Source organism: Actinomadura barringtoniae, assembly GCF_017573505.1.
Classification (GTDB): domain Bacteria; phylum Actinomycetota; class Actinomycetes; order Streptosporangiales; family Streptosporangiaceae; genus Spirillospora; species Spirillospora barringtoniae.
Window position 1 is genome coordinate 299,022 of record NZ_JAGEOJ010000006.1, and the last position, 15,912, is coordinate 314,933.

The window sequence follows — 15,912 nt, forward strand, 5'->3', positions numbered from 1 at the left end:
AACAGGAGATCCAGATGGAAGGCATGCAACAGACCACCCAGGCCGTCCGGGTGTGCACGGTCGCCGAGCTCTCCGACGGTGAGGCCGTGCGGGTCCCGCCCGAGGAGACCGGCACCGGCGCCATATCGGTCTTCAACGACGGCGGCGAGTTCTACGCCCTGGACGACGCCTGTACCCACGTCGGCGCCTCGCTCGCCGAGGGCTACATCGAGGACGGCGAGGTCGTCTGCCCCTGGCACGGCTCCCGGTTCTGCCTGCTCAACGGCGAGTTGGAGGAGGGCCCGGCCACCGAGGACCTCCGCTCCTACGGCGTAGAGGTCCGTGACGGCTCGGTCTGGCTGCTGCTGGAGGACACGACCGGCCGCTGACCTCACCACACGAGGACCGCCGGGCGCCCAGCGCCCGGCGGTCCTCCTTCGTGCCCTCACCTGCACGCCTCCTGGACATGGTCGTGCGGCCGCCGTCACGGCTGGGTGCCGTGGCGGCGGCCGCACGGTGCGGGAGGGTCAGCTCTCGGTCCCCTGGCGCGCGCGGTGGTGGCCGGGGAGGTGGAAGCCGGGGCAGCTGCCCTGGGTCGAGCCGTCCTCCCCGGCGTTCGCGCTGGGGGAACGGACGAGGGCGAGGATCGACACGATCGCGAGCACCGTGATGCCCGCCGCGACGATGAAGCCCCGCTGGAAGCCGACCGTGAGCGCGTGGTCGGTCATCGCCTTGGTCGGCGCCGCGGCGCCGGCCGCAGCGACCTGGTTGCGGACGCTGTTGGCGACCACCGACCAGACGACCGAGCCCAGCGTGGCCAGGCCGATCGCGATGCCGATCTGCTGGCTGGTGTTGAGGAGGCTGGCGGCGACGCCCGCGTCCTCGGGGTCGACGTCGGAGGTGCCGGTGAGCGTCATCGGAACGAAGATCACCCCGAAGCCGACGGCGGTCAGCACCATCGGCCCGAGGATGCCGTTGACGTAGGTGGAGCTCTCGTCGATCTGGGCGTACCAGAGCGTGCCGATGAACGTGAGCACGCCGCCCGCGAGCATCAGCACGCGCGGGCCGGTCCGCCCGACGATCCGGGAGACGACCTCCGACACCCCGACCGTGAGGACGGCGTACGGCAGGAAGGCCAGCCCGGACTGGATCGGGGTGTAGCCCAGCACGTTCTGCAGGAACAGCGTCATGAAGAAGAACACCCCGGACGCGCCCGTGACCAGGCACAGCAGGGCCAGGTAGGTGCCGCCGCGGGTGCAGTGCAGCAGGATGCGGATCGGCAGCAGCGGCTGCGCCGACCGCAGCTCGACCACGACGAACGCGGCGAGCAGAGCCGCGGCGGCGACGAGGGAGACCAGTACGCGGGTGTCGCCCCAGTGGTTCACGCCGTTCTGGTCGGTGGCGGCGCTGGTCAGCCCGTACACCAGGGCGGCCACGCCGAGCGTGCCGGTGACCGCCCCGGGCAGGTCGAAGCGGCCCCGGTTGCGCGGGGTCTCGGGCAGCACGCGGGGCGCGAGCAGCGCGGTGATCAGGCCGATCGGGACGTTCACGAACATCACCCAGCGCCAGGAGGCGTAGGTGGTGAGCAGCCCGCCGACGAGCACGCCGACCGCCGCGCCGCTGCCCGAGGCGGCGGCGTAGACGCCCATCGCCCGGTTCAGCTGCGGGCCCGGCGCGAACGTGGTGCTGATCAGTGCCAGCGCGGTCGGCGCGATCATCGCCGCGCCGGCGCCCTGCACCGCGCGCGTGGCGATCAGCGTCTCGGAGGTCTGCGCGAGCCCGCCGACCAGCGAGGCGACGCTGAACAGCAGCAGGCCCGCGATGAACACCCGCTTGCGGCCGAGCAGGTCGCCGGCGCGGCCGCCGAGCAGCATCAGCCCGCCGAACGTGATCGAGTAGCCGGTGACCGCCCATTGCAGGCCGGTCCCGCTGAAGTCGAGCGCTTGCTGGATGCGTGGAAGCGCGGTGGTGACGATCGTCGCGTCGAGCACCACCATCAGCTGGGCCATCACGATCACCAGCAGCGCCAGCAGCGGTGTCTGTGCGCTCTGCCGGTCCGCGGACCGGGCATGCGCTGAAGAAGTGACGGTTGAGTCTGTCATGGACATGGTCCAATCGGATGCAGGGGGAATCCTTCGGCTCCCGGGGGTGCAGACGCCGGCCCGGACTGAATACAAGTCCAATGCCGCATAACCGGCCGCGCAATGCTGTACCGGTATCCGGGGCGCACTACGTCAAGTCGTCGAAAGACCCCGTCAACTCATTTGATTACCGCTCCGCGAACCTCACGTAGCCTGCCGCTCCGCATGGCGATTTGTTGCCTCTTGTCCGCCTATATGGCGTAGTCGTAAAACAGCGGCCGAACGCATATCGCCGCGGTCACGAAGTTGGCATCAGAAACGGCTAGTGAGAGGAACACAAGCCATGGCCGACGATGTCCGGAAAGAGAACATGGCGCTGGTCGAGCGGATGTACGAGTGCTTCAACCGGGGGGACCTGCAGACCATCAAGGAGGAGGTCTTCTCCTCGGACCTGGTCTGGCGGCTCCCCGGCCGGCACCCGCTCGGCGGCGTGAAGAACGGTCCTGACGAGGTTCTGGCGTTCTTCGGCAAGCTCGGCGAGGCCGACATCAAGGTCGACCTGATCGGGGTCGACACCTTCGGCGACGACACCGTGGTCGAGGTGCACCGCGGCCAGGGCCAGCGCGGCGACGCCGTCCTGGACGCGCTGAACTGCACGCACTACCGGATCCGCGACGGCCGGATCGCCGAGGTCCAGGTCTACATGAGCGACCAGTACGCCGCCGACAACTTCTTCTGGGAGGTCTTCGGCCTCGCTCCCATCCCCGCGCGGCTGGGCGCCTGAGGCCCGCCTCGCCGCCGCCCGATCACTAGGAGCACACACATGCCAGTCATCCGTACCACCGTCATCGAGGGCTTCACGGACCGGGCCCTGCGCGAGGAGATCAGCCGCGGCCTGTCCGACGCCCTCCTGAACATCATGGGCGAGGTGAGCCGCCCCTGGATCTACTCGATGGTCGAGGAGATGAAGCCCGGGGCGTGGTACTTCTCCTCGTTCGGCGACGTCATGCCGGACGAGAACACCGTCGCCGACGGCCGCGCGCAGATCGAGCACCACCACCGCACGCGGCTGAACGAGGAACGGGTCCGCGCCGCCTACGCCGCCCTGGCCGGCGGCGACCAGGACCAGGTCGAGCAGTACTGGCACGAGGACATGACCTGGCTCGTGCCCGGCGACAACCCGATCTCCGGCATGAAGAAGGGCCGGGACGAGTTCATGGACTTCATGGCGACCGTCGGCGAACTCTCCGGCAATTCCTTCAACATGGACTTCACGGCCGTCTTCACCGGCGGCGACCCGGCCGTCATCGGCGGGGACACCAGCGTCGACCTCAGTCACAACACCGGGCACCGGGCAGGCGACGAGTCGCGGCGCCTCGAAATCGACGTCGCCCACGTTCTGAAGTGGAACGAGGGACGCGTCGTCGAGGGACGCGGCGCGATTTTCGGTAACGGCACCGCCGAATACGACGCCTTCTGGTCGTAACCGGCCGACGAGTCTGGGTACCGGCGCCTTTCGGCCCGGTGCCCAGACTTTCCAGTCGGAAAGGAGCGTGGAAATGCGCGCACTGGCAGTGAGCAGGACGGGCGACTCGCCGCGGCTGCTGGACCTCCCCCGGCCCCGTCCGGGCCCGGGCGAGGTCCTGGTGAGGCTGGAGGCGGCGTCGGTCAACCCGATGGACTGGAAGATCGCCGAGGGTGCGCTCACCGAGGTGCTCCCGCACACCTACCCGCTCGTGCTCGGTGCCGACGGCGCGGGCCGGGTCGAGGCGGTCGGCGAGGGCGTGCGGCGCTTCTCGCCGGGCGACGCCGTCTACGGGCAGTTCTTCGTCGTCCCGGTCGGCTCGCAGGGCTCGTTCGCCGAGTACGCGGTGGTCCCCGAGGAGTCGCCGACCAGCGTGATCGCGCCGGCGCCCGCCGGGATCAGCGTCGCGGACGCGGCGGCGGTGCCGACCGCGGCGATGACCGCGCTCGGCGCGCTGGACGCCCTCGGGCTGAAGGCCGGGCAGGCGATCGTGATCGTCGGCGCGACCGGCGGCATCGGCAGCTTCGCCGTGCAGCTGGCCGCCGGGCTCGGCGCGCACGTCATCGCGACGGCCCGGCCGGACGCGCGGGCGTGGATCACCGGGCTCGGCGCGGCCGAGACGGCCGGCTACGCGCCCGACGAGATCGTGGCGCGGGCGCGCGCCGCCCGCCCGGACGGCGTGGACGCGCTGCTCGACCTGGTGGGTGACCGGTCCGTGTTCGACGCATGTCTGGCGGGCGTACGGGTCGGCGGCACCGCCATGTCGGTGAACTCCGGCGCGCCCGCCGAGCCGCCCCGGCACTCCGTCGTCAGCACGTCCAACTACGTCCTCATGGACGGCAAGGCGGACCTGCTGGGGCGCATCACCGAGGAGATCTCCGCGGGCCGGGTCGTCGTCCCGGTCCAGGAGCGGGTCCCGCTGGACGCGGCCGCCGGCGCGCTCGCCCGCAGCAAGGCGGGCGGAGCACGCGGCAAGACGGTCGTCCGAATCCAGGACGCCGGCAACTAGGCAGAACGCACAAGCGGTGGCGCGGGCCTTCCAGCCCGCGCCACCGGCCTGTTTCCCCGGTCGGGTCTCCTAGTCGTGGTAGCCCTCGCTCACCTCGACGACCACGCCGTCCGGGTCGGTGAACCACACGGTCCGCCAGCCGGGGATGACGTCGTCGAAGGTCAGCGGGCCGAGCGATCGCGGGACCTCGTCGCCGACCTTGTCCAGGAACGCCTCAAGGTCGTCGGTCTGGAACGCCAGGTGCCTGGCCACGCCGGGCTGCTGCGGCCCGTCGTTCTCCACGCCCTCCAGCGCCCGGGCGGTCGAGCTGAACAGTTCGAGGTACACACCGTCCCGCCGCAGGAACACGATCTGGTCGCCGTCGCCGATCGGCACCGCACGCGCGCGCTCGAAGCCGAACCACGTGCGATAGAAGTCCTCGGTGACGGCGGGGTCCTGGCAGTTCAACCCGACGTGCGACCAGCGCAGCTCCATCGTCGTCCACTCCTTGATCAGGTCCGCTTGATCAGATCCGCGGCCCGTTCGGCGACCGCGGTGATGGCCGTGTGACAGTTGCCGGACGGCACGCTCGGCAGGACGCTGGCGTCCACGACCCGGACGCCCGTCACGCCGCGCACGCGCAGCAGGGGGTCGACCACGGCCAGGTCGTCGATCCCCATCCGGCACGAGCCGACCTGGTGGTGGTAGCTGTCGGCGCGCTCGCGCACGAACCGTTCGAGATCGGCATCGGTCGTCACGTCGGGTCCCGGCATCAGCTCGCCCCTCAGCACGCTCCGGAACGAGGGGGCGGCGAAGATCTCCCGGGACAGCTTGACGGCGGCGACGAGCCGTTCGAGATCGGAACGGTCCGCGAGGTAGTTCGGGTTGACCAGCGGGGCGGCGAACGGGTCGGCGCTCGCCAGCCTGACCCAGCCGCGCGACTGCGGGCGGACGACGCCCGGCAGGATGCTGACCGCGTTCGGGTGCTGCTGCCCGACGATGATGTCGAACGGCACGTGCACGAACGCGATCTGCAGGTCCGGCGCGACCATCCCCGGCTGCGAGGTGGTGAACAGTGCCGACTCCGACAGGTTCTGACGGCCCTGCTCGACCGGGTCCACGGTCTCGGCGATCAGGCCGGCCAGGACATGGTTGTGGAAGTTCTCCCCCACCCCGGGCACCTGGGCCACGAGCGGGATGCCGAACTCGCGGAGCCGGTCGGCGTCGCCGATCCCCGACAGCTGCAGGAGCCGCGGCGACTCGATCGCGCCCGCGCACAGGATGACCTCGCGGGCCGCGCGGAGCGTCCGCATCCCCGGCTCGACCACGTCGTCGGCGGGCACGGCGCGGCCTTCCCCGTCGGGACGTACGGCAGCGCCGCCGTCGCCCTGCTGGTACTGGACGCCGACGCACCGGTCCCCCTCGAAGACCAGCCGCATCACCTGCGCGTCGGTCCGCAGCGTCAGGTTGGGGCGGCCCAGCGCGGGCTCCAGGTAGGAGACCAGGGCGCCCTGCCGCGTGCCGTCCTTCACGTCCAGGTGGTGCCAGCCCGCGCCGATCATCGACGGGCCGTTGAAGTCGTCGACCTTCGGGTAGCCGAGCTCGGCGCAGGCGTCGATGAACGTCCGCGACATCGGGTTCGGGCCGTGGTCGCGCGCGTTCGTCACGGTCTGCGGCCCGCCGGTGCCGGTGCCGGGACCGCTCGGGTCCTCCTGGGCCTCCAGCTTGGTGAAATACGGGAGCAGGTCCTGGTACGACCAGCCCGCCGCGCCCTGGTAGGCCCAGTTGTCGAAGTCGGAGGGATGCCCCCGGACGTGCATCATGATGTAGAGGTTGCTGGTGCCGCCGGGCGCCTTCCCGCGCGGCTCGTAGGTGACGCGGCCGCCGAGGCCGGGCTGCGGAACGCTCTGGTAGCCCCAGTCGATGGGCGAGCCGAGCAACGTGAACCACAGCGGCGCGGTGTCGACGGCGGCGGGGATCCAGTTGCCGCCGGCCTCCAGCACCAGGACCCGTGCGCCGGGGTCCTCGCTGAGCCGGTTGGCGATGACCGAGCCCGCCGTCCCGGCACCGATGACGATGTAGTCGAACTCCTCCATGCCCCTCACCGGCCGCCGGTCAGGACGCCGCGAGCGGCGCGAACGGGACGGTGTCGTGGTAGTTGGCCATGTAGACGATCTCGCCGTCCACGACGCGGAAGTAATTGACCACGTCGGCCTCGATCGGAACGCCCTTGACGGTCTCCGCGGAAATGTGCGAGATGACCGCGGCCTCGTCGCCCTCGACCACCACCGTCTTCGGGGAGTTCTGGAACGCCGCGTACATTCCGGGGAAGCCGCGCATCATCTCGCGGAGCTTCTCCCGGCCTTCGACATGGCCCGCCAGTTGCTCGTCCATGACCTGATCCGGCGCGAACAAGTCGGTCCAGGCGTCCCAGTCACCGGCGTTGGCCAGTTCGTAGTAGCGCGACACAACGGATCTGATTTCCACAGTTCCTCCGAGGGTAGAGGGGTCCGCCCGACGGCATGGCCCGCCGAATATCAGTGAACGCGCCCGACGCGTTCAAGAACAAGAAGAGGAAGCGAGACCGGGCGTACTTCAGCAGTTCCGTGTTCACACTTGAATGAACTTGACGGAGTGCACGTGAGCACAACAGGAAGTGGCCGCTGATGCCCCTCGACGGCTGGCGGCCGAACGCACCCGGAGGTTCAATTTCCGCATGACTAGCAGTGTTTCGGAAACCACCGTCGAGCAGATTCAGCAATTCGTCGCGGACTGGTATGTCGCACTGGACCGGCACGTTCCCTACGCCGAGGTCGTGCGGTACCTGGACGAGGACGGCATCCGCTTCGTCTTCCCGGAGACGACCGTGAGCACGGTCGACGGCCTGAAGCAGTGGTACGACACGGTGACCAACCGCTTCTTCGACGAGGCCCACCGCGTCGACCGCGCCGACGTCCGGTTCGCCGGTGACGTCACCGGCGAGGCCGCCGCCGACGTGCACGTCGTCGTCAACTGGCAGACCAGCGTGTGGAACCCGCCCGAGCCGCGGAGCGCCCGCCTGGAGTACGAGTCGGACCAGAGCTGGCAGGTGTCCATCGGCGCCGACGGACGGCCCAGGATCCGCTCGTACACCGTCAACAACCTGGTCCCGCAGGGAGACACCCCTGAGCTGTTCTAGCGCCGCCGCGAGGATCACCGTGAAGGGAGGTCCGGATGCCCGGCACCCGGGCGCTGATCGTCGGTGAGACCGGCGGGGCGGCGGACGAGGTGGGCCACGCGCTCAGCTCCGACGGCATCGAGGTCGCCCACTGCACCCCCATCGAGCTGGCGGCCCGCCGCGAGCCGCGGTTCCAGCCCGACCTGCTGCTCATCGCGGCCTCGGTCGGGCTGCGCCAGCTCGCGCGGGTCAGCCAGCGGTTCGAGAGCACCGGCGAGCCGCCCACGACCGTCGTGTTCTCCGACGGCGACCTGGCCGCGCTCGAGGCGTGCGTACGGGCGGGCTTCGACTACGTGGTGCCGCCCTACCTGCCGAGCCTGATGCGCACCCGGGTGAGCTCGTGCTGGGAACGCCGGGAGCTCGCCTCGACCGTCGAGGAGATGACGGCCGCGGCGAGCCTGCGCGAGTACGAGCGTGAACTGAGCATCGCGCACGAGATCCAGGCCGGGTTCCTGCCGGAGGAGCTGCCGGCGCCGCCCGGCTGGGAGGTCGCCGCCAGGTTCGAGCCGGCCCAGTCGGTCGGCGGCGACTTCTACGACGTCTTCGAGCTGCTGGACGGGCGGCGGCTGGCCTTCGTGGTCGCCGACGTCTGCGACAAGGGCGTCGGCGCGGCGCTGTTCATGGCGCTGATCCGTACCCTCGTACGGCACACCGCCGAGCACACCGGGCGCCAGAGCCTGTTCATCGGCGACATGGAGGCCGCGGCCCGCAGCCTCACGGCGGGAGACATCCTCGCCGCCGGGAACGACCTGGCCGCCTCCCCGACGCTGTCGGTGGCGGCGCAGCCGCTGGTCCAGGCCGTGGTCGGAACCAACCAGTACCTGGCCCGCAACCACCTCCGGCAGGGCTACTTCGCCACGATGTTCTTCGGCGTCCTCGACCCCGAGTCCGGCACGCTGCTCTACATCAACGGAGGCCACAACCCGCCGCTCCTGCTGCGCAAGCGCGGCGGGCACATCATGCTGCAGCCGACCGGGCCCGCCGTGGGCATGGTCCCCGACAGCGAATTCATGCTCGCGCACACCACGATGGAGCCGGGCGACACCCTGTTCGCCTACACCGACGGTGTCGTGGAGGCCCGCGACACCGCGGGCGAGATGTTCGGCACCGACCGCATGATCGAGGTGGTGACCGCGCCCGGCAGTTCGGCGGAGGAGCTCCTCACCGGCGCCGACGCCTCGCTCCAGCACCACATGGGCACGGCCGACCAGTGGGACGACATCACCATGCTGGCCCTGCACTGGAAAGACTGAATCCGCATCGCACGAATCCACGCACACAGCGAACCGGCTGGAGCGGGTGACCCGGGACCCTAGTTCGGATCACCCGCTCCAGCCGGTCCTGGTCTAACCGGACCTGAACTGGCCCCCTGTCTACGCCGGGCGGATGGACAGCGCGTGGTGGAAGGTGTCGAGCGGGTCGTACGCCCGCTTCACCTGCTGGAGGCGGCGGTAGTTCGCCTTGTAGTAGAGCTGCGACCAGGGGACTCCGGAGGTGTTCCAGGCCGGGTCGGCGAGGTCGATGTCGGGATAGTTGATGTACGCGCCGTCCGCGCGTTCGTTGGAGACCGGAACGCCGCCGGTGGTGGAGAAGAGCTCTCGGTAGAGGCCGCGCACCCAGCCCAGCTGCGCCGCGTCTTCGGAGGCGTCGTTCCAGGAGACCGCGTACTGGGCCTTGATGACCGAGTCCCGCTGCGGCACCGCACGGGCCGCCGGATCGGTCGCGTTGATCTGGCCGCCGTAGCTCGCCAGCAGGATGCCGGCGCCGCCGCCGTTGAAGTCCGCCTGCGTCAGGTACTTGTGGATCGTGGCGAGCTGCGCGTCGGTGTAGGTGCGCCGCACGTAGGACGACTTCTCCTTCGTACGCAGGCCCAGGCTCGCCCCGTAGCCGGGGATGCTCAGGTACTTCCAGCCGACCCCCCAGGGCAGCGACCTGTGCAGCAACGGGGTGGGCTTGACGCTCACGCCTTCGTTGACCGCGGCGAGGAAGTCGGCGAGCAGCGACTCGGCGTTGCCCTGCGTCTCGTCGATCTGCGCGGTCAGCGTCAGGTTGCCCGCCTTCACGTGCATCAGCCACAGCGTGGCGAACAGCCGGGTGGCCGCCGATCCGGGCGCGCTGTTGGTCTCGTGCCAGCGGATGTAGTTGTTGACGATCCTGCTGTGGGCGGCCTCGTCCAGGTCGTTCCACGGCCACATGACCCGGTGGATCAGCAGCGACTTCGGCGGCCTGGGCAGCAGCGCCCGCGGGTCCGCCGAGGCGCCCGCAGCCGCCGAGACGCCCGGCGAGCGGAGCCAGTAGCGGCTGATGACGCCGAAGTTGCCGCCGCCCCCGCCGGTGTGGGCCCACCACAGGTCATGGTCGCGCGAGGACGGCGAGGAGGTCGCGACCACCGTGCGCGGCGTCCCCTTCTCGTCGACCACCACGACCTCGACCGCCACCACGTGGTCGGCGACCAGGCCGAAGCGCCGCGACAGAGCCCCGTAGCCGCCGCCGCTGAAGTGCCCGCCCACGCCGACCTGCGGGCAGATCCCGCCCGGCACGGTGGTGTCCCATCGTTTGTAGAGCGTGTCGTAGACCTTGCCGAGGGTCGCGCCCGCCTGTACGGCGATGGCGCCGCGTTCGGCGTCGAACGAGATGTCGTCGTACTGCGACAGATCCAGGACCACCTTGACCTCGGGGTCGGTCACGAACCCCTCGATGCAGTGGCCGCCGCCGCGGACCGCGAGCCGCTTCTTCGACCGCAGGGCCCGCTGCACGGCCTCCTCGATCTGGCCGGCGGAGTCGATCACGCGGACGTAGTCGGGCGAGCCCACGAACCGGTAGTTGTTGCCCCGGACGAGGTCGCCGTAGCGGGGGTCGTCCGGCCCCACCGTCGCGGCGCCGGGCCCCGCCGAGACCGCCGCCCTGGCCAGGGCGGCGGGGCCGGCGTACGGGATCGAAAGGGTCGCTGCCGCGCCGAGCCCCAGAAAGCCTCGGCGGGTTGTTCCAGACATGGAACCTCCTCAGTTCCGGTCGTGGACTTGAGGAGTGTATGGCGGCGAAAAGGCGCCTCGGAAGGCCATTGGAACGCACCGAACCTCAATTAGTTAAGTCCGTCTCATTACGTTGAATGCACGTAATGGAGGCCAGCTTCTGCAGCGCTCTTCAGCTGAAAGCATGTGCTGGTTAACGTCCGCCGGGTGACCCTTCAACTTTCTGTCGTCCGCCGGGTGGTGACCGGGCTGCGGAACGGCACGTCGGTGATCGTCTCGGACGAACCGGTCGCGCCGATCTCGGTGGCCGCCCTGCCCGGCACGGAGTTCACCCTGCTCTGGGGCGTCGACGGCGTCCCGGTCGTCGGCTCCGAGACCGGCGCCGATGAGCCGGCGTTCGACCCGTACTTCCCCGAGCGCGGCGGCACCCGGCTGGTGCTGGTGCGCTGGCCACCGGACACGACCCCGCCGCCGGAAGGCGACCCGCAGGCGCTGGCCGCCGAAGCCGAGAAGCGCCTGCCCGGCTCGTTCAGCGCGATCGGCGACGCCCATGGCCTGCACCTGACCGACACCGTCGACTGGTGCCTGGTCCTGGACGGCGAGATGTGGCTGACGCTCGACGACGGCTCGGAGACGCGGCTGACCACCGGTTCCTGCCTCGTTCAGCGGGGCACCCGGCACGCGTGGCACAACCGCACGGACCGGGACGTGCTCCTGCTCTTCGTCCTGCTCGGCGCCGACCGCGTCCCCTGACGCCGCGCATCGACTGACACGGCACGACTCAACTGCCGGCGCGGTAGCGGTGGATGAGGGCGGTGGCCATCGCGCCCTCCCCCACACCCGCGGCGATGCGCTTCATCGAGCCTGCGCGGACGTCGCCCGCGGCGAACACCCCCGGCACGCTCGTCTCCAGCAGGAGCGGCTCGCGGGGCAGGTCCCAGCCGGGCAGCCCGGGCGCCGGGCCGAGGTCAGGCCCGGTCAGGATGAAGCCGTGCCGGTCCCGGCGTACCGCGTCACCCAGCCAGTCGGTACGCGGGGAGGCGCCGATGAAGACGAACACGAACTCGGCATCCGCCACGGTCACCTCACCGGTGGCCAGGTCCCGGAGCTTGATCCGCCGCAGCCGCCCGTCGCCCTCCACCGCGACCAGGCCGGTGCCCGAGCACACGTCGATGTTCTCCGCGGCCTCGATCTCCTCGACCAGGTAGTGCGACATCGTCTCGCCCAGCGAGCCCGCCCGGACCAGCACCGTGACCTGCTTGGCATGGCGGGCCAGGTGCAGCGCCGCCTGTCCCGCCGAGTTGCCGCCGCCGACGATCCACACGTGCCGCCCGGCGCAGGTGCTGGTCTCGGCGACGGCCGCGCCGTAGTAGATCCCGGCGCCCTCGAAGGCGGCCGCGCCCTCGGCGTCCAGGCGGCGGTAGGACAGGCCGGTCGCGACCAGCACGGCACCGGCGATCACCTCGCGGCCGTCGCTGAGGGCGATCGCCCTGGCGCGGCCCGCCCGGCGCAGCGACACCGCCGACACCGGGGACAGCAGCGCCGCCCCGAAGCGGCGCGCCTGCGCGACCGCGCGGTGGGTGAGCTCCGAGCCCGAGAGGCCGCCGGGAAACCCCAGGTAGTTCTCGATCCGGCTGGACATCCCGGCCTGCCCGCCCGGCGCGTACTCGTCCAGCAGCAGCGTCGACAGGCCCTCGGACGAGCTGTAGACGGCGGCGGCCAACCCGGCGGGCCCGCCGCCCACGATCACCACGTCGTAGTACGGCTGCCGCTCGCTCTCCCCGCTCAGCCGCAGCACCTCGGCCAGCTCGGCCGGGCCTGGCCGCGACAGCCGGGTGCCGTCCGGCAGCACGACCGTCGGCAGCGTCAACGGGTCGGCGTCCGCCTCTGCGTCGACGAACCGGAACGGCTGCTGGTGCCGGGTGAGGAAGTCGCGCAGCCGGTGGGTCGCGGGCGCGAATCGCTGCCCGACGATCTGGATTCCGTCGTACGGGGGCCGATGCGTGAGACGCCAGTCCTCCAGCAGGCCGTCCAGTACCGGGTAGAGCCGTTCCTCCGGCGGCTCCCACGGCTTGACCAGGTAGTAGTCGAGCCGCACCGCGTTGATGGCGTCGATCGCCACCTGGGTGTCGGCGTAGGCGGTGAGCAGCACGCGGCGGGCGGACGGGAAGCGGGTGAGCGACTCCTTGAGCAGCTCGACGCCCGTCATCCCGGGCATCCGCTGGTCGACCAGGAACAGAGCCGGCTCCTCGGCCCGCTCCTTCAGCTCGTCCATGAGCCGCAGCGCCTCGTCCGGTGACGTCGAGGCGAGCACCCGGTAGCGGTCCCGGTAGGCGCGGTTCAGATCGCGCCGGACGGCGCGCAGCACCTGGGGATCGTCGTCCACGGCCAGCACGACCGGGCGGTAGAGCGCAGGCATGGCCCTCGCCCCTTTCTCACGCGCACGCGAAATCGCGCCGGTGGGGGGTGATCTGTCGCACTGTGCCACACGTTCACGCCGATGGGCATCGGGAGTTGACGTAGTGGGCCACGCACATCCGTTCCACCAATTCGGACCTGTCGAAGTACGCGCACACAGGCGGCCGATCCTTGCCGCCGTCCACGGCCGATGGTTTGACTTTCTTAGACCGGCCTATACAGGACGGAAAGGGGCATCAGTAATGGCACGGAAGATTCTTGTCGTCCTTTCCGAGTACGGCTACTGGGGCGAGGAACTCCTCGGTCCCGTGACCGCGTTCGACCGCCAGGGATATGAGACCCACTTCGCGACCCCGAGCGGGAAGCGGCCGGTCGCGCTGCCGCCCAGCCTCGACCCGGCGTACGTCGACCCGCCGCTCGGCCGCTCGGTGACCACCCCCGAGGTGGCCCTGCGCGCCAGGGAACTGGACGAGAGCGACCGCCTGGACGATCCGATCAGCATCGCGGACCTGGTCCCCGAGCGGCCCTACAACAGCGCGCCCGACTTCCTGCGCAAGGCGGAGGCCTACTACCGCGAGATCGCCAGGCTGGACGAGACGGTCGTCGCGACCTACGACGCCCTGGTCATCGTGGGCGGCAGCGGGCCCATCGTGGACCTGGCCAACAACGAGCGGCTGCACGAGCTGATCCTGGCGTTCGCCCGCACGGGCAAGCCGGTCACCGCCGAGTGCTACGGAGTCGCCTGCCTGGCCTTCGCCCGCGACTGGGAGGACCGCGCCAGCATCATCTGGGGCAAGCACGTCACCGGGCACTGCAAGGAGTACGACTACAAGGACGGCACCGGCTTCGTGGGCGTCGACTTCAACATGGGCCCGCCGCCGTACCCGCTGGAGTACATCCTGCGCGACGCCACCGGGCCCGACGGCCGCTACCACGGCAACGTCGGCAAGGAGACCTCGGTGATCGTCGACCACCCGTTCATCACCGCGCGCTCCACCCCCGACTCCTTCCTGGCCGGCGAGAAGACGGTCGAGGCGCTGGAGTCGGGTCTGCGCCGGTACGGCTGGTGAGGCTCCTGTGAACGCCACGCCCACGAACGGCGCCCCCAGACCCGGCAAGCAGGCCATCTTCGAGCAGTTCGCCGCCGACGGCTTCACCCGGATGTTCGGCAACCCTGGAACCGTGGAGCAGGGGTTCCTGGACGAGCTGCGGAACGCCACCGGGATGGAGTACGTCCTGGCGCTGCAGGAGGCCGTGGCGGTCGGCATCGCCGACGGGTACGCCCGCGCGAGCGGCGGTCCCGCCCTCGTCCAGCTCCACACCGGGGTGGGGCTGGGCAACGGCGTGGGCATGCTCTACCAGGCCATGCGCGGCCACTCGCCGCTCGTCGTGATCGCCGGCGACGCGGGCGTCCGCTACGACGCCATGGACGGGCAGATGGCGGCGGACCTGGTCGGCATGGCGCGCCCGGTCACCAAGTGGGCCACCAGGGTCACCCACCCCGACTCGGTGCTGCGCGTGCTGCGGCGGGCGGTGAAGACGGCGATGACCCCGCCGCGCGGGCCGGTGTTCGTCGCGCTGCCGATGGACGTGCTGGACGACGACACCGCCGAGCCTGCCGTTCCGTCGACGCTGCCGAGCCGCGCGGTACTGCCCGTTCCGGCCGAGCTGACCCGCGCGGCCGCGCTGCTGCGCGACGCCGAGAACCCGATCGTGCTCATGGGCGACGGCGTCTCGGTGTCGGGCGCGCAGGCCGAGTTGGCCCGGGTGGCCGAACTGCTCGGCGCGCCGGTGTGGGGCGTGAACTCCTCCGAGCTCAACATGGACACCACCCACCCGCTGTACCGGGGCGAGACCGGCCACATGTTCGGCGAGGTCAGTGCCCGGATCGTCGGCGACGCGGACGCGGTCCTGATCGTCGGGACCGCCGTGTTCCCCGAGGTCTTCCCGCTGCGCGACAGCCCGTTCCGCCAGGGCTCGCGCATCGTGCACATCGACCTGGACGACTACGAGATCGCCAAGAACTTCCCGGTGGACGTCGCGCTCGTCGCTGATCCCAAGCCGACGCTGCGCGCGCTGGCCGACCGGATCTCGGGCCGCGGGCGGCGCGTTCCCGCGCCGAGCCGCTACGGCGACAGCGCCGAGTGGACGCGCCCTGAGCCCGGGCCGGACGGCCGGTTGATCGAGCACTTCGCCGCCGAGCTCGGCGAGCACGCGCCGGAGTCGCTGATCGTCTTCGAGGAGGCGCTGACCTGCTCCCCGCCGCTGCTGCGGCAGATCCCGCCGCGGCGTACGGGCCAGTTCTTCCAGACCCGCGGCGGCTCGCTCGGCATCGGCCTCCCGGGCGCGATCGGCGCCAAGTTCGCACGGCCGGACGCCGAAGTGGTCGGCTTCGCGGGCGACGGCGGCAGCATGTACACGCCGCAGGCGCTCTGGACCGCCGCCCGCTACGGCGTCGCCGCCAAGTTCGTCATCTGCAACAACCACCGCTACAAGCTGCTCGACCTGAACATCGAGCAGTACTGGCACGAGCGGGGCATCGACCGGCACGAGCCGCCGGACGGCTTCGACCTGTCCCACCCCGAGATCGACTTCGCCGCCCTCGCCCGCAGCCTCGGCGTCGAGGCGCTGCGGGTGGACAAGCCGGCCCAGGTGCAGGACGCGGTCCGCCGCATGCTGGCGGCCCGCGCACCGTTCCTCATCGACCTCGTCACCGAGTGAGCCAGTGAGCC

Annotated in this window: 15 protein-coding genes; 9 read left to right on the forward strand and 6 right to left on the reverse strand. The window is 70.8% G+C overall.

Features of this window, described 5'->3' with window-relative positions; genetic code table 11:
- Window positions 1-14 precede the first annotated feature (14 nt).
- Entirely contained in the window at window positions 15-368 is a 354-nt protein-coding gene (locus J4573_RS16705; RefSeq protein ID WP_208256406.1) for a Rieske (2Fe-2S) protein, read from the forward strand.
- A gap of 138 nt (window positions 369-506) precedes the next feature.
- Here J4573_RS16705 and J4573_RS16710 read toward each other — a convergent pair whose 3' ends face one another.
- On the reverse strand, window positions 507-2,081 hold the full coding sequence (locus tag J4573_RS16710; RefSeq protein ID WP_208256407.1) for an MFS transporter: 1,575 nt from the start codon (window positions 2,079-2,081) through the stop codon (window positions 507-509).
- A 322-nt stretch (window positions 2,082-2,403) separates the two neighbouring features.
- Between J4573_RS16710 and J4573_RS16715 the strand changes: the two genes are divergently transcribed.
- From J4573_RS16715 to J4573_RS16725, 3 genes are all read left to right on the forward strand, one after another.
- Complete coding sequence (locus J4573_RS16715) at window positions 2,404-2,844, forward strand: nuclear transport factor 2 family protein (protein WP_208256408.1); 441 nt, start codon at window positions 2,404-2,406, stop codon at window positions 2,842-2,844.
- Between the two features lie 39 nt (window positions 2,845-2,883).
- On the forward strand, window positions 2,884-3,546 hold the full coding sequence (locus J4573_RS16720) for a nuclear transport factor 2 family protein (protein ID WP_208256409.1): 663 nt from the start codon (window positions 2,884-2,886) through the stop codon (window positions 3,544-3,546).
- A gap of 73 nt (window positions 3,547-3,619) precedes the next feature.
- Window positions 3,620-4,594 carry an NADP-dependent oxidoreductase gene (locus tag J4573_RS16725; protein WP_208256410.1) on the forward strand — a complete coding sequence of 325 codons (975 nt, stop codon included), beginning with the start codon at window positions 3,620-3,622 and terminating at the stop codon, window positions 4,592-4,594.
- Window positions 4,595-4,663: 69 nt separating this feature from the next.
- Here the strand turns inward: J4573_RS16725 and J4573_RS16730 are convergent, their stop codons facing one another.
- From J4573_RS16730 to J4573_RS16740, 3 genes are read right to left on the reverse strand one after another with little or no spacing between them, the layout of a single operon-like run.
- Complete coding sequence (locus tag J4573_RS16730) at window positions 4,664-5,068, reverse strand: VOC family protein (protein WP_208256411.1); 405 nt, start codon at window positions 5,066-5,068, stop codon at window positions 4,664-4,666.
- 17 nt (window positions 5,069-5,085) lie between these two features.
- Window positions 5,086-6,669 carry a GMC family oxidoreductase gene (locus J4573_RS16735; protein WP_208256412.1) on the reverse strand — a complete coding sequence of 528 codons (1,584 nt, stop codon included), beginning with the start codon at window positions 6,667-6,669 and terminating at the stop codon, window positions 5,086-5,088.
- Between the two features lie 19 nt (window positions 6,670-6,688).
- The gene (locus J4573_RS16740; protein ID WP_208256413.1) at window positions 6,689-7,060 is read right to left on the reverse strand and encodes a nuclear transport factor 2 family protein; all 372 of its coding nucleotides are present in this window, start codon (window positions 7,058-7,060) and stop codon (window positions 6,689-6,691) included.
- A gap of 229 nt (window positions 7,061-7,289) precedes the next feature.
- Between J4573_RS16740 and J4573_RS16745 the strand changes: the two genes are divergently transcribed.
- Both J4573_RS16745 and J4573_RS16750 read left to right on the forward strand, forming a co-directional pair.
- Window positions 7,290-7,751, forward strand: coding sequence for a nuclear transport factor 2 family protein (locus J4573_RS16745; protein WP_208256414.1), 462 nt, complete (start codon window positions 7,290-7,292; stop codon window positions 7,749-7,751).
- Between the two features lie 35 nt (window positions 7,752-7,786).
- The gene (locus J4573_RS16750) at window positions 7,787-9,043 is read left to right on the forward strand and encodes a PP2C family protein-serine/threonine phosphatase (protein WP_208256415.1); all 1,257 of its coding nucleotides are present in this window, start codon (window positions 7,787-7,789) and stop codon (window positions 9,041-9,043) included.
- 120 nt (window positions 9,044-9,163) lie between these two features.
- On the opposite strand, the gene J4573_RS16755 is transcribed toward J4573_RS16750, so the two are convergent.
- Window positions 9,164-10,783, reverse strand: a complete 1,620-nt coding sequence (locus J4573_RS16755) for an FAD-binding oxidoreductase (protein ID WP_208256416.1) — start codon at window positions 10,781-10,783, stop codon at window positions 9,164-9,166.
- A 186-nt stretch (window positions 10,784-10,969) separates the two neighbouring features.
- Between J4573_RS16755 and J4573_RS56100 the strand changes: the two genes are divergently transcribed.
- A complete protein-coding gene (locus tag J4573_RS56100) occupies window positions 10,970-11,515 on the forward strand; it encodes a cupin domain-containing protein (protein ID WP_208256417.1) in 546 nt (181 codons plus the stop codon).
- Window positions 11,516-11,543: 28 nt separating this feature from the next.
- Here J4573_RS56100 and J4573_RS16765 read toward each other — a convergent pair whose 3' ends face one another.
- Window positions 11,544-13,181: an NAD(P)/FAD-dependent oxidoreductase gene (locus tag J4573_RS16765; protein WP_208256418.1), complete on the reverse strand. Its 1,638-nt coding sequence runs from the start codon at window positions 13,179-13,181 to the stop codon at window positions 11,544-11,546.
- A 241-nt stretch (window positions 13,182-13,422) separates the two neighbouring features.
- Between J4573_RS16765 and J4573_RS16770 the strand changes: the two genes are divergently transcribed.
- Together J4573_RS16770 and J4573_RS16775 are read left to right on the forward strand one after the other, a co-directional pair.
- A complete protein-coding gene (locus J4573_RS16770; protein ID WP_208256419.1) occupies window positions 13,423-14,250 on the forward strand; it encodes a type 1 glutamine amidotransferase domain-containing protein in 828 nt (275 codons plus the stop codon).
- A 7-nt stretch (window positions 14,251-14,257) separates the two neighbouring features.
- A complete protein-coding gene (locus tag J4573_RS16775) occupies window positions 14,258-15,901 on the forward strand; it encodes a thiamine pyrophosphate-binding protein (protein WP_208256420.1) in 1,644 nt (547 codons plus the stop codon).
- Window positions 15,902-15,912 lie beyond the last annotated feature (11 nt).